Raw genomic sequence first — 17,555 nt, forward strand, 5'->3', positions numbered from 1 at the left:
TGAGCGATCACGCGTATACTAGCGCGAAAATTGTATTCAAGGATCAGTGTTCAGAGGGTTTCAATGATGTTTATGGAATATGTTTACGCCGCATTGGCCCTGTTGCTTGGCTGTGCCGTTGTCGCCGCGATCTTGTATGGGATGTTTTCCAAACCCACGCCGCACAAAAAGCTCAGATCACGCAGCGGCTTTACGCATGGCATTGATGATGTGTCTGTTCCGGGTGATGGTACCAACGACTGACCTATAAGTTGGCTTTGAAGAAATCCAAGCCCGCCCGCACCCGTGCGGGCAGATAAGAACGACTGGGATACAAGGCCCAAACTCCTGTCTCAAACATTGTGGCGGTGGCCTGCCAGTTGGGGAACAGATCAACCAGCTGACCCGTGGCCAGATCATCTGCAACCAGCCAATCGGCCAGCAGGGTTGGGCCCAATCCCAAACGTGCGGCCTCGCGCAGGGCCAATGGGTTTGATATGATCAACGACCCATCAACCTCGACTTCAACCTCTGCGCCCTGAAGATCGCGAAACTGCCAGCAACTACGGTACACTGGCAAGGACAGACGCAGGCAATCGACCTGGGCCAAGTCGCTGGGATGGTTTGGTGCAGGGCCACGGGTCAGATATTCGGGCGCTGCACAAACATGATAGCGTGCCCCTTTCAGGCGGGTTCCGATCAGATCTCCCTTGGGAGCGGGTGCCAACCTGATGGCTATGTCGATCCCCTCACCAACAAGATCCACATTCAGGTCACTGAGGTGTAGATCCAGCTGAATACCGGGTAATTCCGCCCGAAACTGGGGTAGCAACGGCAACATGCAAACCTGTCCAAAGGCCACCGAGGCCGAGATCCGCAACGGCCCAACCGGGTGCTGGCGCTGTGCTCGAGCCTCTTCGTTAGCCAGCTCCAGCTCTTGGACCAGAGGCGCGATGCGGGTCAGATAGCTCTCCCCCTCTTCGGTCAGGTTCAGACGCCTTGTACTGCGCTGGAAAATTCTTAAACCCAGCTCCGCTTCGGCTGTGGCCAAGGTTCGCGAAACCGAAGACGGATCCAAGTCCAGCACGCGCGCAGCACCAGCGAGACTGCCTTGTTGGGCGACGAGCAGCAGTGTGTTGAGTGTTGATAGATCCATTCGTGCAATATGCGCATGAATATAGTGAATGATCGACCATGTTTTGCAAAATTCGCACCGTCTATCTGGAGCTCATGTTTCTACACGGAGACCGAAATGAGTGACTTAGCAAGAAAAACCATCATCATCACAGGTGCCAGCCGAGGTATTGGCGAGGCCACAGCCCGCCACATGTCAGAGCTTGGCGCAAACGTCGTATTGGCTGCACGCAGCGTTGATGCAATCACAGCCCTGGCCGATGAACTGGGATCCAATGCATATGCTGTTCCTTGCGATGTCAGTGACTGGAAGCAGGTCTCAGAGCTGATCAGCACCGCACAAGCAAAGTTTGGAACGGTGGATGTGCTGATCAACAATGCTGGTGTGATCGACCCGATTGCCCGGATTGAAGACAGTGATCCGGCGGCTTGGGGCATTGCCACCGACATCAATGTCAAAGGTGTCTATCACGGGATGCGCGCCGCCATTCCGGTTATGGTGGCACAGGGTCACGGAACCATTCTCAACATCTCATCTGGTGCGGCGACCGGCGCTCTGGAAGGCTGGAGCCATTACTGTGCAACCAAGGCTGCAGTCCTGTCGCTGACCCGCTGCGGCGACGAAGAGTGCCGGGCCCAGGGCCTGAACGTCATCGGCCTTAGCCCCGGTACCGTGGCCACTGATATGCAACGCAACATACGGGACTCGGGCCTGAATCCCGTCAGCAAACTCGATCCCTCGGTTCATATCCCAGCGGATTGGGTGGCAAAGTCTTTGGCCTATCTTTGCGGACCGGGCGGCGATGCATGGCGCGGCCAAGACTTCTCACTCAAGTCAGATCAGGGTCGTGCCGAGATCGGCTTGCCATCTGTATCTGGCTAATCATCCCGGGTCTGCGACACTAAAAGCCTCTATCACCCTGCAGCAAGAGGGGCTATATGCCCCTCAAACGCAAATGCTAAAGGGAACACCCCGATGTCCTTTGACCGCAAGATCAAAATTGCCCCCTCCATCCTTGCTGCCGACTTCGCCAACTTTGGCGCCGAATGCGCAGCCATCGAAGCCCAGGGCGCCGACTGGGTGCATGTGGATGTGATGGACGGGCATTTTGTGCCCAATATTACCTTTGGCCCGGCAACTTGTGCCGCCATCCGCCCCCACATCAAGGGCGTAATGGACGTGCACCTGATGATTGCCCCCGTCGATCCCTACATCGAAGGCTTTGCCAAGGCTGGTGCAGATGTGATCACCGCCCATGTGGAGGCCGGTGCACATACTCACCGCACCCTGCAGGCGATCCGCGCGGCAGGCGCCAAATCTGGCCTGGCATTGAATCCCGGCACTCCGGTGTCCGAGGTTGAGTACTATCTCGACATGGTGGACCTGATTTGTGTGATGACGGTGAACCCTGGTTTTGGCGGGCAAAAGTTCATTCACAGCCAGATCGAAAAGGTCAAACAGTTGCGCGCACTGATTGGCGATCGTCCCATCCACATTGAGATTGATGGTGGTGTTGATCCGGTTACTGCGCCACTGGTTGCCGCTGCGGGGGCAGATGTTCTGGTGGCTGGCTCAGCAGTTTTCAAAGGTGGCTCTGTCAGCAACCCTGCCCCCTATGGTGAAAACATCCGCAACATTCGCGCAGCGGCCGAAGGCGTCTGGGCATAGGCGTTAGGTGTAGGGTGCGTGCTTGCACGCACCTTGACGCTACAGCGGTGCGCGCAAGCGCGAACCCTACATAAGCTGCGGGGCAAAGTGGTCCAACAGTTTATGCTTCAAGATCTTGCCTGTTGGCGCGGCGGGTAACGACCGGGCCATGACAATCCGCGAGGGTCGCTTATAGCCCGCCAGTTGGTCGGCAACAAAAGCGCGTAGATCAGCCTCGTCGGGTTCATCCCCATCTGCCACCTGCACAAAGGCAAGCACCTGTTCATCGCCCTGCACTCTGCGTCCAACAACAGCGGATTGCACCACCTGCGGATGAGCGTTCAGGGCTGCCTCCACTTCAGGTGGGAAGACATTGAACCCACCATGGATGATCAGCTCTTTGGCCCGGCCTTCAATGTGCAACATTCCAGTGTCATCAAGACGTCCCAAGTCGCCGGTCCGTAACCACCCATCATCATCAAGCACCTTCGCCGTTTCCTCGGCACTTTGATAATACCCCAGCATGACATGTGGACCGCGTGTCAGCACCTCACCCAGCCCGGCTCCGCCGCCTTCGACATCTTGATCTACTCGAACCTCGACCCCGGGCAAAGCAGGACCAACCGAGATGTCAGGATCCCCAATCAAACTACGGGTCGCACAGATGCCAGCGGTGGTCTCGGTCATGCCATACCCGTTTTGCAAGGCCACGCCATAAAAACCCTCTGCCCGGCGTTTCCAGTCCGGGTCCAGTGGCGCGGCCCCAGAAGAAACATAGCGCAGCGGGCAGTCTTGCAGGCTCTCATGACCCTGCTCGCGGGTGTATTGCATCAGCAAGGCGTGCATCTGAGGTACAGCCGACAGCAGTGTTACCCCACCCTGTAACGCCAGATAAAGTTTCGCAGGACTGAACCGTGTTTCAAGCCGCACCTGAGCCCCAATATAGATCGCAGCCGTCACCACCGAGGCCAAACCGAACACATGAGTCGTCGGCAACACACCATAGATGACATCTTCCTCCGTCATATCGCGCAGCTGGGCCGAGGTTTTGCCGCCAAAACACATATTGGCATGGCTCAGCATCACCCCCTTGGGAGCGCCGGTGGTCCCCGTGGTATACAGCAGCACGGCCAATTCCGGATCATCATGGGGCGTGCTGGGATAGGGTAACGCCAGATGCAACTGCCCCCAAACTCCTTCGCAGGGTACGGCGTTCAACCGCACGGCATGGCCTGCTGCCTCCTCTGAAACTCCAGTTGTGGCCAACAAGGCCGCTGGGCGCGCGTGGTCCAGAATTCGGTTTACTTCTGCCGCACTCATCCGGGCGTTCACCGGCACCGCTACGGCCCCAAGGCGCGAGATTGCAAACAATGCCGCCACCGCAGCACAGCAGTTTTCCGACAGCACAATCACGCGATCACCAGCTTCGACACCATGGGATCTAAGCTCAGCCGTCAGAGCCTCGCAGGCCACTGATAGATCGCGGAAATTCCAACGGGTTCCTGTTGTGTCAGAAAACGCCGGTGCGTTTGGACGAAGGGCGCACTGCCCATCCAGAAATCCATGCCATTTATCCACAAAACACTCCTTAAGTGGGCAGTCTCAGGCCCCTGAAACAGAAAATTCGGCGTATTGAGCGAAAGGCACTCTAGGTCACTTACATCCGGCACCAGTGCCCCCGATGGGCAGGGTTATTTGCGGTCGCCAGCCAACAGGTCGGCGCTCACGTTGACCATTGGTAAGGTATTCCACCATGTGATGACTCATTAAAATATGTACACTTAGTTAATCCTTTCATCTCTGCCGTGAATGTGACAGCGATCCAGTCTTTCCAGCAAATTGTGCTGGATCGCGACCGATTCTTCATGCTTTCGCCAAGGCGCACAGTGTTGTTAAATTTGAAATTTCTGGCAGCTCCCGGCTTTGGCAATCACTGCTCTCAGCCGTTCCACCTGACCAGCCAGCGTTCTAACGCGGCTTCGCAATCGCGTCGCGTCAATGGGATTTCAGCCGTTTTTACAGTTCTGGCAGGCCCACCCAAACCGTCACTCATCCAGTCTTTGACCGGGAGCTCCTCAACATCACCACGATGCACCCGCACCGTTTCAATGCTGACATCATCAATGCCACGCGCATCACAATCCAGCAGCAGGTTTTCGTGTCCCTTGAACACCACGCCTGTCAGGTCGCGCACCTGAACGCTGGTGCCAAACAGCTTGGCCTCGACGTGGATGCAGGCATCGATCTTGCTGCTGTAGAAATCGAATATACGATACAGTCGGTAGTCGCGGCTTTTCTGGTGTTTCTCGACATAGTCCTGTGCCAGCTCGGTGCAGATTGCATCGCGATCCACCCCGTCAGCCCAAGCCCCGGTGGCGGAAAAACTGATCAGAATTGCAAATAACCAACGCATACTCATCCCTCACATCATGAATATGTTGATCTTTGCGCGGAATGGTTTTGAAGTCCACTATTGAGGAAGCGCAGTGCACTTACTCATCCCCGTACGCGTTTGAAGATCCCCGTTGCCGTAGCCAGCAACGCACCATCCTCGTCTCGCAACTCTCCATTCACATAGGCAATACTGCGGCCTCCGCCGGTGGCTTTTGCTGTGGCGATCACTGGCCCAGACCGCGCGGCGGCGACATAGGAGATGTTCAGCGAAACAGTGACCAGATTGGGATGGCTTTCACGGTCAAAAAAGGCCGAAGCAGTGTTGCCGCAGACCACATCCAGCAGGGTAGCCACAATGCCACCGTGCAAGACTCCGATCCGGTTCTGGTGTTGTGGCTGCAGGTCCAGTGTAACCTCACACGACCCTGCCCGGGTATCCATTTGGGTGCGGTAGCCAACCAATTGCTGGCAGCCCGGGTCGTTGATCTCACGGAAGGGATCAGGTGGTGCTGAGGTCAATAAACTGCTCCAAGTGATAGTCGGCATCGCCAAACCGGTGGTCAGCCATAGTGATACGTTTTGCGATATGGGCGAGCTCGTATTCCTGGGTCATGGCAATACCGCCGTGCAGCTGGATCGTTTCTTCGGACACCAAACGCCCCGTGCGGGCGACCAAATTGCGGGCAGCTGCGATGTGCAGCTCGCGCTGGTACGGTTCACCCTCTAGATGGCCGGCTGCGTTGATGACGGCAGAACGCGCTTGTTCCAGCTCGATCAAAAGGTCGGCCATGCGGTGTTGCAGCGCTTGGAAGCTGCCGATAGGACGACCAAACTGCTGGCGGGTTTGCAGGTAGTCACGGGTCAGCACGGTTGCGGTCTCCATTGCACCCAGCGTTTCAGCGGCCAGAGCAACCGAGGCGGCGGCGGCACGTTCGGTAATCACCGGATAGGCCTGCCCGGCAACACCCAGTCGCGAGGATGCCCGTAGGGAGACATTATCCAATTCGACCTCTGCTGCGCGCCCACCTGCCAGTAAGGGATAGCCGCGCAGTGACAGGCCGGGTGTATCGGCAGGAACTAGGAACAGAGAGATCCCATCCTGATCCATCACCGCACCATCTTCACGAGCTGAGACAATCAGAAAACCGGCGGCCTCGGCATTGACCACAACCGCCTTGCGGCCAGACAGGACGATGCTGCCATCCTGCATCTTGGCGGTGGTTTGCACATGCGACAGGTCATATCGGCTGGCGGGTTCACCATGGGCAAAGGCAAGAAGCAGAGAGCCGTCGATCACCTGCTCCAGCAGGGTTTTCTGAGCCTCTGTTCCAAGGGCTGCAATCAACCCACCGCCAAGCACGGCACTGTCCAGAAACGGTTCTACCACACCTGCGCGGCCCAGTTCCTCGAATACCACGGCGATGTCAAAACCGGCACCGCCATAGCCACCCTGATCCTCGGTGAACAGTGCGCCGATGATACCCAGCTCCGCCAGTTGCGTCCAGATTTCGGCGCTGTATCCGGTATCGCTGTTCAGGATGTCGTTGCGCACTTGGGTGGTGTAGCGGTCAGTGAGGAACCGGCGCAGGCTGTCTTGCAGCATCTGGCGTTCATCCGTCAGATCAAAGTTCATGCGCCCCCTCCCAGTTTGACCTTGGCAATGATGTTGCGCTGGATCTCGTTGCTGCCGCCAAAGATCGACAGTTTGCGATTGTTGAAGTACTGCGCTGCAACATGGGTCGTGCCTTCGGGGCCAATGGGCGATTCATTGCTGCCTTCCACCGCTTCGGAGGCAAAGGGCATCGCGTAGACACCCGCAGCACGGCGGGCGAGATCGTTGATTTCCTGTCGGATTTGCGTGCCTTTAACCTTGAGCATCGAGCTTTCCACCCCCGGCGCCTGACCTTTGGCGGCCCCCGAAATGATCCGCAGGTTGGTGGTGGACATGGCCATCAAGTCAATTTCCGCGCGCGCTACGCGAGCGGCAAAATGTGGGTTTTCAATCAACGGGCGGCCCCGATGCATCTGGCTGCGGGCCAGCCGCTTCACCGCTGCCAGCCCGGCCTGACTGAACCCGACCCCAGCGATATTGGTGCGCTCATGGGTCAGTAGGTACTTGGCGTAGGTCCAGCCCTTGTTTTCCTCGCCGACCAGATTTTCCACCGGTACACGGACGTCGGTGAACCAAACCTCGTTCACTTCGTGAGTGCCATCCAGCAGGATGATTGGGCGAACTTCGACGCCCGGAGTATCCATGTCGATCAACAGAAACGAAATCCCGGCCTGCTGTTTGACGGTAGGGTCGGTGCGAACCAGACAGAATATCCAGTTGGCGTATTGCCCAAGTGTGGTCCAGGTTTTCTGGCCGTTGACTACGTAGGTGTCACCATCCCGCACCGCCTTGGTTTTCAGCGAGGCCAGATCAGACCCAGCGCCGGGTTCGGAATACCCCTGACACCACCAATCCTGGCTCGACAGAATTCGGGGTAGATAGTGATCTTGCTGTTGTTTAGAGCCGAATTTCTGCAAGACCGGCGCCAGCATCGACAGACCAAAGGGCACGATACGCGGCGCATGGGCGCGGCAACACTCGTCCTCGAATATGTGCCTCTGCACCGCGTTCCATTCACAGCCGCCAAACTCTTTTGGCCAGTTGGGGGCCAGCCAACCCTGTTCATTTAGCAACGCGTGCCAGCGCTCGTAGGTGTCTTTGCTAAGGCCCCGCCCATCGCGAACGGTTTGCGCCAATTCGGGCGGCAGCTTGTCAGCGAGAAACCCGCGCACCTCTGCACGAAAGGCCTGCTCTTTGGCAGAGAAACTCAAGTCCATGGACACTCCTCTTATCACTGTCTGGCTCGGCGGCACGCCGGGCAGCCCCCCCAAAAAAGGTCGAGCGCCGCCCTAATTTTATTGCCGTGACTTTAGTAGATCTCGAACAACCCAGCTGCGCCCATGCCGCCGCCGATGCACATGGTGACAACACCCAGCTTAGCGCCACGCCGCTTGCCTTCACGCAGGATGTGGCCGGTCATGCGGGCGCCGGTCATGCCAAACGGGTGGCCAATGGCAATTGAGCCACCGTTGACGTTGCATTTCTCGTCGTCGATGCCCAGCTTGTCGCGGCAGTAAATCGCCTGGCTGGCAAAGGCCTCGTTCAGCTCCCAAATGTCGATATCGTCTACCTTGAGCCCATGGCGTTCCAGTAAACGTGGTACTGCGAAGACCGGACCAATGCCCATCTCGTCTGGTTCACAACCCGCAACGCAGAAGCCTTTGAAGGCCCCCATGGCTTCAAAGCCCTGCTGCTCGGCTTGTTTGCTATCCATCAGCACCAGTGCAGCAGCCCCATCTGATAGCTGCGAGGCATTGCCGGCGGTGACAAATCCACCTTCGCGCACGGGATTCAAACCGCGAAGACCTTCGATCACAGTATTCGGGCGGTTGCAGTCATCACGGGCTACAGTTGCCTCGTGCATCGAGATTTCACCGGTTTCCTTGTCCTTGATCGCCATGGTGGTCTGCATTGGGACAATTTCATCGTCAAACAGACCAGCCTCTTGCGCGGCGGCAATACGCTGTTGACTGCGCAACCCGTATTCATCCTGTTTTGCGCGGGTGATGCCATAGCGTTCGGCCACCACATCTGCAGTTTCGATCATCTGCATGTAGATTGCTGGCTTGTGCTCAGCGATCCAGGCCTCCTTCGCGGGGCGCAGCTTAGGCTGCACCATCGAAATGCTTTCAACGCCGCCCGCAACCATCGGGCCTGCGCCCTCTGCGGTGATGGCGTTGGCCGCAAGGGCAACCGTCTGCAGGCCGGATGAACAGTAGCGGTTCACTGTCATACCTGCCGCCGAAATAGGAAGACCTGCCCGCATCGCGATCTGGCGGGCGATATTCCCACCTGTCTCGCCTTCTGGAAAACCACAGCCAATGGCGCAATCTTCGATCATACCGGGGTCGATCCCGGCCCGCTCCACCGCAGCCTGCACCGCATGGCCGCCCATGGTGGCACCATGGGTCATGTTGAATGACCCGCGAAATGACTTGGCCAGCCCGGTGCGGGCTGTTGAGACAATAACTGCCTGTTTCATATCAAGAGTTCTCCCGGTTCAGATCGTCAAACGTGCGGCCTTCGGCCACCAGTTGCTGCAATAGCGGCGCGGGCTGCCAGAAATAGTCGTCCTCTTTGGCGTAGGCCATGATATCCGCCAAAATGCCATCCAGCCCTTCGATGTCAGCCCATTTCAACGGACCACCGCGATAGCGCGGGAAGCCGTAGCCAAACAGCAGCGTCATATCCACGTCCAGCGGTCGCTGGGCGATGCCTTCGCCCACCACTTTGGCGGCCTCATTCACCATGGCGCACATGTAACGGCGGGTGATTTCGGCGTCCGTAAAGTCGCGTGGAGTGATCGCCAATTCAGCCCGGTTGGCCTCGATCAATGCAGGCACATCCGGGTTTGGCGTGCCACCGCGTTTGCCAGCCTCATAGACGTAGTAGCCCTTGCCGGTCTTTTGACCGAAATGGCCATCTTCGCACAATTTGTCAGGGAAACTGGGCACCCGTTCGCGAGCATCCCGCGTTGGTGCCAGTCGCTTGCGCGAGGCCCAGCCGATGTCCAGACCCGCCAGATCAGCAACTGCAAACGGCCCCATGGCAAAGCCAAACCCTGTCAGGGCTTTGTCGATCTGATAAGGGCTGGCGCCATCCAAGATCATATGATCAGCACAGGCGCGATAGGTGGACAGGATGCGGTTACCGATAAAGCCATCACAGACGCCAGCACGCACCGAAATCTTGTTCAACATCTTACCCAAGGCAAAACCAGTAGCGACCACATCAATGGATGTTTTGTCCGCGACCACCACTTCAAGCAATTTCATCACATGCGCAGGTGAGAAGAAGTGCAGGCCAATGACATCCTCGGGGCGTTTGGTACAGGCGGCGATTTCATTGACGTCCAGATAGGAAGTGTTGGTGGCGAGAACAGCGCCAGGCTTGCAGACCTCATCGAGTTGCGTGAACACGATTTTCTTTACCGACATTTCTTCGAACACGGCCTCAACAACCAGATCTGCATTGGCCAGAGAGGTGTAGTCGGTGGCCAGCGTCAGGGATTGGTTGGTCAGTGCTTCAAACTGATCTGCACTGATCTTGCCACGCTTGACGGCCCCTTGCAGGTTACCCGCAATCCGGTCTTTGGCAGCTGTGGCAGCCTCGTCGGTCATTTCCAGCATGGTTACACTCAGCCCAGACAACAGCGCCGCAGTAGCGATACCTGCGCCCATGGTGCCACCACCAATAACGCCGATATCCGCCAGCGCCCGGGGTGCAACGCCTTTCAGTTCGGGCAGCTTGGAAACCGCGCGCTCGGAGAAGAACGCATGGACCATGCCCAGCCGCTGATCCGAGTTCATCAGCTCCATGAACAATTCGCGCTCGCGCTTGATACCTGCTTCAAAACTATCAGCCTCGCAGGCAGCCTGTACCGCCCGCATGGCTGTCGCCGGGGACAGTTGACCCCGGCCCTTTTTCAGCAGCGTCTCATACCGCACGTCAAAATCGATGGCTTCAGGCGCGGGCATATCACCGACTGCACGGCGCGCTGCACCAGCGTCCAGCAATTCCTGTGCATAGGCCAGGCCGATTTCGCGTGGCTCGCCCTCGGTGACACGATCAATGATGCCTTTTTCCAGCGCTTCACCTGCCTTGATTGGACGACCAGAGGTGATCATGTCCAATGCAGCTTCGGTGCCAGCGACGCGGGGCAAACGCTGCGTGCCACCTGCGCCGGGCAAGATACCCAGATGCACCTCAGGCAATCCCATTTTGGCACTGGGCACGGCGATGCGGTAATGTGAGCTGAGGGCGACCTCTAGCCCACCACCCAGCGCAGTACCATGCATCGAGGAAACCACAATCAGAGGTGAAGCTTCGATCCGGTTACAAAGATCCGGCAGACCCGGATCCAACATTGGCTTGCCAAACTCGCGAATGTCGGCACCGGCAAAATAGGTGCGCCCGTCGCCATAAATCAGCACCGCTTTGGCCCCGTCATTTTCCGCCTGTTGGATGCCGGCCAGCAAGCCCTTTCGCACATCAACCCCCAATGCATTCACCGGGGGGTTCTGCGCAGTCAGCACCGCAATATCGCCTATTTTTTCGTATTTGATTGCGTTGCTCATCCGCTGTTCCTTTATCCGTGTGGGCGGCAAATGTGCAGCACCCTTATGTTAATCCGATCTAGACATAGATGAGCGCACCCCGCCAAGCCCCTAGCCCGGCGAGGGCGCCCATACCTCACGTCACTTGTTAACGATCTCTCAGTGCCGGGGCCAGATCAGATCACGGCCTGTTCTAACAACGGTTGACCTGCTGGGATCCGATCAAAGGCAAATGGCGACAGATCCAGCGTTTCATACCGCCCTGTTGCGATCCATTCGGCCAGGCCGCGTCCCATCGCCGGTGCTTGCTGCAGGCCGTGACCAGAGAAGCCATTGATCATCATGAAATTCGAGACCTCCGGATGGGCCCCGATGATCGCGTTTTGATCCAGCGTGTTATAGGCGTAGTGGCCAACCCAGCTTTGGATCAGTTTCAACGCCTCAAACTGCGGGATACGTTCTGCAATGGCGGGCCAGACTTTCTCCTCCCACAAAGAGTGGTCTTCGATGAAGTCATCAGGCGCGACTGCCGGATCTTCAAACGGCGGGCAGCCAGCCATGTAATACTTGCCTTCACTGCGCACATGGACCCCCGACGGGTCAACTGTCAGCGGCAGGTCAACGTCCAGCGGTCGCGCTGCCTCGAACACAAATGTATAACGCTTGCGCGGCTCCACCGGCAGTTCAAGCCCCGCCATCTGGGCGACCTGCCCGGCACGTGGACCTGCGGCATTGACCACGTGGCCCGCCCCGATCCGGGTGCCATCAACCAGCACAACGCCGGACACTTGATTGCCCGAGCGTGAAATTCCGGTCACTTCGTTGTTGATAAATTCAACACCACCAGCGCGTGCTTTGCGACGCCACCAGTCGAACATGCAGCCGCCATCAAAGTAGCCCTCATCCACCGGGTTATGACTGCCGATCCGAATGCCATCGAGATTATAGAACGGAAACTGTTCAGCCAGCATGTCGCGGGTCAGGATTTGGGTTCCGGCCCCTTCTGCAGCCTGCATCTGTTGCGCTGCCCGCAACACCTGCTCGCCCTCGGCGGTGGCCGCCAGATACATATAGCCAAAAGGCTGCATGTGAATTTCCGGAACGTCCGGGTCACCGCCCATGTATTGACGGAAATTGTGCACATAGTCGGCACCAAACTGGCTGACCTGAACGTTGATCGGCTGGGTAAACTGCTGGCGGATGCAGCTGTTACTATGGGCGGTTGAACTGAACTCATAGTCGGGCGCGCGCTCAACAACCAGAACGGTGCCATCAAAGTCCGGGCGATTGGCCAGGAACCAGGCCACCGAGGCCCCCATCATGGCGCCACCGATGATGACAACGTCATAGGATTTCAGTTTAGGTGTAGTGTCAATTTGCATGGGAAAAATCCGGCGTTAGAGGTCTTGCCAACAGCTGTATCCATGCGGCGCTGTTTGGCAAGCTCTGTGAACACCCTGCGGCCCATCGCGACCCGACGTCCTATTTCAATTTGACCGTTCCATCTGCCAGCCAGTCATCAAACACGTCCAGTGCTTGGGCCGTGAAAGCCGCGTCATTGATGTGGCAATCCAGCTTGGTCAGAGCCACATTTTCTGGGCATCGCGCCGTAATTTCATCACAGAAAGCGGCCAGTCCTTCCGCATCATGCAGGTCTCCACCGGGGCGGTCCCACTCGTTGCAGCCATGTTGCGGCAACAGCAAGGCAACGGGCGCTGTCGCGCTGGACAGCTTGTCACAGATCGAGCGCGCCACCTGTCGGCGTTCGTCAGCATCCAACACGGCCGAGGTTAGCAACCTGTTGTGGGCATGGGTGGGACGGTCGGCGAGCGCCGGTGGAGTCGGCTGCCAGCCAACAATGTCGATGAGGTCGTAACAACCCGGAGCCACCAGTTGTGGCGTTCCTGATCTACCCGCGTTGGTCATCCGGTCAGCCCCGGCGGACAACCCACCAAACATGTGGTTTGACACCTCTTGAGGTGCGAAGTCGAACACAGCGGCAAAGGCGCCTTCTGCCGCGAGACTTTCAAACGCCCGACCGCCCATGCCAGTGGCGTGAAATACCGCAACTTCGAATCCGCGTTCTTCCAACGCCGGCTTCAGGTCGACCATGTAGCGCAAAACGGTTTTACCAAAGGATGTCATACCGATCAGCGGGCGGTCGGGTTTTGGCGATTCCACCGCGCGCGCTGCGCCCAGCACCGCGCCGGCGGCCTGCGACAGCGAGGCTTTGCAGATGGAGTTCAGCCCATAGAGCCCGCCAGCCCAGAGGATCATCTGCACATCGCTGGGCAGACGTTCGGGTGGGATCAACGAAGAGAAGGAAACTGTGGAGACAACGTATTTTGGCACTCCAACCGGCAGCGCCGCGCAAAGATCCAGCGCCAGATCGGTGCCCATAGTGCCACCCAGAACGATCACGCCATCTATGCGCCCATCGCGGTACAGCTCCAGCGCCTTGGGAGCAGAGCCACGCGCCATGATCTGCATCGCGGTGTTTTCATCTCCAGAGTCGATGGCCTCTTGAATGGAGCTGCCACCCGCCTCAGCCACCTGATGTTTGCTGACATCCGTTGGCTGGCTTGGATCTCCCAACACGCTGACATCCATGGTCAGCACCTTGCCCCCCTGCCCGCGGATCACACCCGCCAGATAGCCAAGTTCTTCATCTTTGGTGTCATAGGTTCCGGCGACCAGAATTGTCTTGCTCATAGCTGTATCCACGCGGTTTTCAGATCTACGTATTTGTCGAGGGCATGCAGCGATTTGTCATGGCCGTTGCCCGACTGGCCGACCCCGCCCAGCGGCACGGTATTATCTGCGCCGCCATAAGTGTTCACATGTACCACCCCGGCGCGGATGCCTGCGACCATACGGTGGGCACGGCTGAGGTCGGCAGTCCAGACCCCTGAAGCCAGTCCAAAATCAGTGGCATTGGCCAATGTTAGGGCCTGTTCTTCACTCTCAAATTTAGTCACAGAAAGCACCGGTCCAAAGACCTCGCGCTGGAACAGAGCATGTTCTTGCGCCACATGGGTCACAATGGTTGGCGCCATATAGGTGCCCCCGGTGTCTTGCAGGATGCGGGTGCCCCCGGTGATCACCTGCCCGCCCTCGGCGCGGGCCATATCCATAAAGGACAGATTGCGGTGCAGCTGGTCCTCGGAATTCACCGCACCAATTTGGGTATTCAGGTCCAGCGGATCGCCTACCCGCAGCGCCTCAGCCTCACCCTTGAGCATTTCGACAAATTCGTCGTGGATGGAGGCCTCGACCAACAGGCGCGATCCAGCAACGCAAACCTGCCCTGAATTGCGGAATATGCCCGCTGCCGAGACCTTGGCGGCCTTGGCCAGATCCGGTGCGTCGGCAAAGACGATATTGGGGGATTTACCGCCCAGCTCCAGATAACATCGCTTCAGGTTCGAGGCAGCGGAAGCCTCGAGCAAGCGACGCCCGGTTGTGCCTGAACCGGTGAAGGTCAGGACATCAACGCCCATGGATTTGGACAGGGCTGCGCCGGTTTCGACACCGCTGCCCGTGACGACGTTCAACACACCGTCAGGCAATCCACATTCCGAGCAAATCTCTGCCAGACGCAACAAGGTGAGCGAGGCCGTTTCGGCCGGTTTCAGTACCACCGAATTGCCCATCGCCAATGCCGGGGCAAGCTTCCAGGCGCCGATCATCAGGGGGAAGTTCCACGGCACAATCGCCCCCACCACCCCGACTGGCGCGCGGTGCACAAGGCCCAGAACATCGGGCGCGGTCGGGGCGATCTCGCCGCCCACTTTATCCAGTGCCTCGGCATAGTAGCGGAAGGTTCCGGCGGCGGATCCCGGTTCGGCCTTGAAGGCCATGTTAAACTCTGTGCCGTTGTCCAGCACGCCCAGCACAGCCAGTTCCATCGCCTCAGCCTCGATCCGGTTGGCGATGGCGTGCAGCACCTTCTTCCGTGCGGCGGGGGACTGTTTGGACCAGCGGCCATCGTGGAATGCCCGCCGCGCCGAAGCGACAGCGTTCTCCACATCTGTTGCAGACGCGCCCTGCAGCGTGGTTAGAACAGATCCGTCAATCGGCGAAGTAACTTGGAGTGGCGCGCCCGAACCTGCTTGCCCCTTCCCTTCAAGAAAGAGCTTTTGCGGCGCAACATCAGCCCGCCGAAGTTTGTTGATGAGGTTTTGGTCTGCCATTCGGCCTCCTTGCGTTCCTTGCGGTCCTTCAACACGCGGATGGTATGGGCCACCAGAACGATAACGATGATGAGAAACAGGATGAACGCAACTGGGCGGTCAATGAAGTCCAGTGGTTCTTTCACGCGGGCCATGCCAGCCCGTAATTTGACTTCCATGATCCCGCCCAAAACCATGCCCAGAATGATCGGCACCGCAGGCAAGGATAGCCGTTTCAGGATATATCCAATCATGCCAAAGGCAGCGGCCATGACACAGTCGGTGGCCGAATTACGCAGGCTATAGACCCCGACAAAACTGAGGGTCAGGATACAGACGCCAAGGAAACGGTTGGGGATCTTTACCACTTTGATCAGCGATTTAGTCGCCATCAACAGGAATATCAGCACCAACACATTCAGGATCAGCAGGGCCAGATACAGCGCCACCACAAAATCCATGCGGTTCTGAAACAAGGCCGGACCCGGCACCACGTTGTGCACGTAGAACACCGACAGCATCATCGCGGTCAGCGCCTCACCGGGAATGCCCAGCGCGAGCAGCGGTACCATGGCGGCCGCAGGTACCGCGTTGTTGGCCGTCTCAGCCGCGATCAGGCCTTCGGAGGAGCCATTGCCAAAATCCTGTGGCCGTTTGGAGGTTTTCTGAGCGTAGGTATAGGACATGAACTGGGCGGTGAATTCTCCTACGCCCGGAATCATCCCCATCAGCACACCAAAGCTGGCCGACACGGTTGCGATCCGCGGGTGACGAGACAGTTCACGCAGTCCCTGGAACATACCGCCGCGCAGTTTGGTGAGATGCACCTTCTCGTCTTCATCCATCAGCAGAACAAAGGCTTGGGACAGGGCAAACAGACCCAGCACCACCACAATCAGGTTAATACCACTGCCCAGGAAATCCTGATCAAAGGTATAGCGTTGCGAGTATTTCACCGGTTCCAGCCCGATGGTCTGGATAAAGATACCAAAGGCCGCCAATGCGCCGGCAATCAATGCCTGGCCACGGTGGGCCACCACCACCAGAATGATCCCCAACAGCGCCGCGAGGAAGATTTCACGCGAGCCAAACAGGGGGGCCACCTTGGCCAGCAAGGGGGCAAACAGGATCAGGCAGACCACTGAGAACACGCCGCCATAGAAGCTGGCCGAGTAAGCCAACGACAACGCGCGCCGCGGTTCACCCCGTGCGGTCATCGGGTAGCCATCATAGGTGGTTAGCGCGTTCACTGCGGTACCGGGCGTATTGATCAGGATCGCCGGTATCGCGCCGCCATACATCGAAGATCCATAAATCCCCAGCAGCACGGTCAGACCAACAATCGGGTCCATCGAAAACGTGGCAGGAAGCAGGATGGCAATGGCCACCGCCGGTCCAACGCCTGGGATGGCGCCAATCAGCACCCCTCCGACCGAACCAGCCAGTAACGCCAGCGCCACGTCCCAACGCATGAGAATTTCGAAAGCGGAAAGAATAAGATCCATCAGAGATACAGTATAAAGAAGCTGCGCAGAGCGCCGGGAAGATACTCATAGATCGCGCCGCCGGGGATTTTGACGCCCAACAGGCTCTTGAACAGCACCACAGTCAGCAGTGCAAAGCCGAGGCTCAGCCCCATCATCAAGCGGCCGCGATAGCCCATGCGCCAGCTTAGTGCCGGAACAAAAGCCAGTGTCACTGGCAGATACCCAAGCAGTGGCACTGCCAGGACATAGGCCATGAACCACAGCACATATTCGAGAACCTTGCCCCAGTTGCGCACTTCGTGCATGTCATAGCGGCTGACCCGGCGCCAAGGCAGCAGGTACAGATGCAAGCCACCCATGAGCAGCATGCCCCCCAATCCAACTGCTGGCCAAAACCGAGGCTGGGCTACAAACTTTGTTTTTTCAACCCATCGGGTTTGACCCGTGATCTGGCTGAGCAGCAGCAGGGCAATAACCACAAAGGCCAGGGCAAAAACCAGCTGTCCGCGTCGGGGTCCGACAAATCGGTGTTCACGTTCTGAGGGCATGTCAGGGATCTATCGTACAGTGTGG

Annotated in this window: 16 protein-coding genes; 3 read left to right on the forward strand and 13 right to left on the reverse strand. The window is 58.0% G+C overall.

The window, feature by feature from the left end:
• The first annotated feature begins 63 nt into the window (after positions 1 to 63).
• Positions 64 to 243, forward strand: coding sequence for a hypothetical protein (locus tag GO984_RS04140; protein ID WP_157021312.1), 180 nt, complete (start codon positions 64 to 66; stop codon positions 241 to 243).
• A 1-nt stretch (position 244) separates the two neighbouring features.
• Here the strand turns inward: GO984_RS04140 and GO984_RS04145 are convergent, their stop codons facing one another.
• A complete protein-coding gene (locus tag GO984_RS04145) occupies positions 245 to 1,135 on the reverse strand; it encodes a LysR family transcriptional regulator (RefSeq protein WP_157021313.1) in 891 nt (296 codons plus the stop codon).
• Positions 1,136 to 1,231: 96 nt separating this feature from the next.
• On the opposite strand from GO984_RS04145, the gene GO984_RS04150 reads away from it, so the two are divergent.
• Both GO984_RS04150 and rpe read left to right on the forward strand, forming a co-directional pair.
• The gene (locus GO984_RS04150) at positions 1,232 to 1,996 is read left to right on the forward strand and encodes an SDR family oxidoreductase (RefSeq protein WP_157021314.1); all 765 of its coding nucleotides are present in this window, start codon (positions 1,232 to 1,234) and stop codon (positions 1,994 to 1,996) included.
• 93 nt (positions 1,997 to 2,089) lie between these two features.
• Entirely contained in the window at positions 2,090 to 2,782 is a 693-nt protein-coding gene (rpe, locus tag GO984_RS04155; RefSeq protein WP_157021315.1) for a ribulose-phosphate 3-epimerase, read from the forward strand.
• 66 nt (positions 2,783 to 2,848) lie between these two features.
• Here rpe and GO984_RS04160 read toward each other — a convergent pair whose 3' ends face one another.
• The 12 genes from GO984_RS04160 to GO984_RS04215 all read right to left on the reverse strand — a co-directional run bounded on the left by GO984_RS04160 (position 2,849) and on the right by GO984_RS04215 (position 17,530).
• Positions 2,849 to 4,339: an AMP-binding protein gene (locus GO984_RS04160; protein WP_167740218.1), complete on the reverse strand. Its 1,491-nt coding sequence runs from the start codon at positions 4,337 to 4,339 to the stop codon at positions 2,849 to 2,851.
• 361 nt (positions 4,340 to 4,700) lie between these two features.
• A complete protein-coding gene (locus GO984_RS04165; protein WP_157021316.1) occupies positions 4,701 to 5,174 on the reverse strand; it encodes a hypothetical protein in 474 nt (157 codons plus the stop codon).
• Between the two features lie 83 nt (positions 5,175 to 5,257).
• Positions 5,258 to 5,674 (reverse strand): PaaI family thioesterase, encoded by a 417-nt coding sequence (locus GO984_RS04170; protein WP_245231003.1) that lies wholly within the window; start codon positions 5,672 to 5,674, stop codon positions 5,258 to 5,260.
• Positions 5,655 to 6,788, reverse strand: coding sequence for an acyl-CoA dehydrogenase family protein (locus GO984_RS04175; RefSeq protein WP_157021318.1), 1,134 nt, complete (start codon positions 6,786 to 6,788; stop codon positions 5,655 to 5,657). Before GO984_RS04175 ends, GO984_RS04170 begins: the two co-directional genes overlap by 20 nt.
• The gene (locus GO984_RS04180; RefSeq protein WP_157021319.1) at positions 6,785 to 7,984 is read right to left on the reverse strand and encodes an acyl-CoA dehydrogenase family protein; all 1,200 of its coding nucleotides are present in this window, start codon (positions 7,982 to 7,984) and stop codon (positions 6,785 to 6,787) included. Before GO984_RS04180 ends, GO984_RS04175 begins: the two co-directional genes overlap by 4 nt.
• A gap of 92 nt (positions 7,985 to 8,076) precedes the next feature.
• The gene (locus GO984_RS04185; protein WP_157021320.1) at positions 8,077 to 9,249 is read right to left on the reverse strand and encodes an acetyl-CoA C-acyltransferase; all 1,173 of its coding nucleotides are present in this window, start codon (positions 9,247 to 9,249) and stop codon (positions 8,077 to 8,079) included.
• A 1-nt stretch (position 9,250) separates the two neighbouring features.
• The gene (locus tag GO984_RS04190) at positions 9,251 to 11,344 is read right to left on the reverse strand and encodes a 3-hydroxyacyl-CoA dehydrogenase NAD-binding domain-containing protein (protein ID WP_157021321.1); all 2,094 of its coding nucleotides are present in this window, start codon (positions 11,342 to 11,344) and stop codon (positions 9,251 to 9,253) included.
• A gap of 155 nt (positions 11,345 to 11,499) precedes the next feature.
• Positions 11,500 to 12,705 (reverse strand): NAD(P)/FAD-dependent oxidoreductase, encoded by a 1,206-nt coding sequence (locus GO984_RS04195; RefSeq protein ID WP_157021322.1) that lies wholly within the window; start codon positions 12,703 to 12,705, stop codon positions 11,500 to 11,502.
• Positions 12,706 to 12,805: 100 nt separating this feature from the next.
• Entirely contained in the window at positions 12,806 to 14,035 is a 1,230-nt protein-coding gene (locus GO984_RS04200) for a Tm-1-like ATP-binding domain-containing protein (protein ID WP_157021323.1), read from the reverse strand.
• Entirely contained in the window at positions 14,032 to 15,498 is a 1,467-nt protein-coding gene (locus tag GO984_RS04205; RefSeq protein ID WP_167740252.1) for an aldehyde dehydrogenase, read from the reverse strand. Before GO984_RS04205 ends, GO984_RS04200 begins: the two co-directional genes overlap by 4 nt.
• Positions 15,381 to 17,000, reverse strand: coding sequence for a tripartite tricarboxylate transporter permease (locus GO984_RS04210; RefSeq protein ID WP_157021324.1), 1,620 nt, complete (start codon positions 16,998 to 17,000; stop codon positions 15,381 to 15,383). Before GO984_RS04210 ends, GO984_RS04205 begins: the two co-directional genes overlap by 118 nt.
• A complete protein-coding gene (locus GO984_RS04215; RefSeq protein WP_157021325.1) occupies positions 17,000 to 17,530 on the reverse strand; it encodes a tripartite tricarboxylate transporter TctB family protein in 531 nt (176 codons plus the stop codon). Before GO984_RS04215 ends, GO984_RS04210 begins: the two co-directional genes overlap by 1 nt.
• Between the last annotated feature and the right edge of the window lie 25 nt (positions 17,531 to 17,555).

This window comes from Parasedimentitalea huanghaiensis, assembly GCF_009753675.1.
Taxonomy (GTDB): Bacteria; Pseudomonadota; Alphaproteobacteria; order Rhodobacterales; family Rhodobacteraceae; genus Parasedimentitalea; species Parasedimentitalea huanghaiensis.

Excerpts from the sequence above, each read along its gene's own strand:
- GO984_RS04140 (WP_157021312.1), top strand. The coding sequence starts at position 64 with ATGATGTTTATGGAATATGTTTACGCCGCATTGGCCCTGTTGCTTGGC.
- GO984_RS04145 (WP_157021313.1), bottom strand. The coding sequence starts at position 1,135 with ATGGATCTATCAACACTCAACACACTGCTGCTCGTCGCCCAACAAGGC.
- GO984_RS04150 (WP_157021314.1), top strand. The coding sequence starts at position 1,232 with ATGAGTGACTTAGCAAGAAAAACCATCATCATCACAGGTGCCAGCCGA.
- rpe (WP_157021315.1), top strand. The coding sequence starts at position 2,090 with ATGTCCTTTGACCGCAAGATCAAAATTGCCCCCTCCATCCTTGCTGCC.
- GO984_RS04165 (WP_157021316.1), bottom strand. The coding sequence starts at position 5,174 with ATGCGTTGGTTATTTGCAATTCTGATCAGTTTTTCCGCCACCGGGGCT.
- GO984_RS04175 (WP_157021318.1), bottom strand. The coding sequence starts at position 6,788 with ATGAACTTTGATCTGACGGATGAACGCCAGATGCTGCAAGACAGCCTG.
- GO984_RS04180 (WP_157021319.1), bottom strand. The coding sequence starts at position 7,984 with ATGGACTTGAGTTTCTCTGCCAAAGAGCAGGCCTTTCGTGCAGAGGTG.
- GO984_RS04185 (WP_157021320.1), bottom strand. The coding sequence starts at position 9,249 with ATGAAACAGGCAGTTATTGTCTCAACAGCCCGCACCGGGCTGGCCAAG.
- GO984_RS04190 (WP_157021321.1), bottom strand. The coding sequence starts at position 11,344 with ATGAGCAACGCAATCAAATACGAAAAAATAGGCGATATTGCGGTGCTG.
- GO984_RS04195 (WP_157021322.1), bottom strand. The coding sequence starts at position 12,705 with ATGCAAATTGACACTACACCTAAACTGAAATCCTATGACGTTGTCATC.
- GO984_RS04200 (WP_157021323.1), bottom strand. The coding sequence starts at position 14,035 with ATGAGCAAGACAATTCTGGTCGCCGGAACCTATGACACCAAAGATGAA.
- GO984_RS04210 (WP_157021324.1), bottom strand. The coding sequence starts at position 17,000 with ATGGATCTTATTCTTTCCGCTTTCGAAATTCTCATGCGTTGGGACGTG.
- GO984_RS04215 (WP_157021325.1), bottom strand. The coding sequence starts at position 17,530 with ATGCCCTCAGAACGTGAACACCGATTTGTCGGACCCCGACGCGGACAG.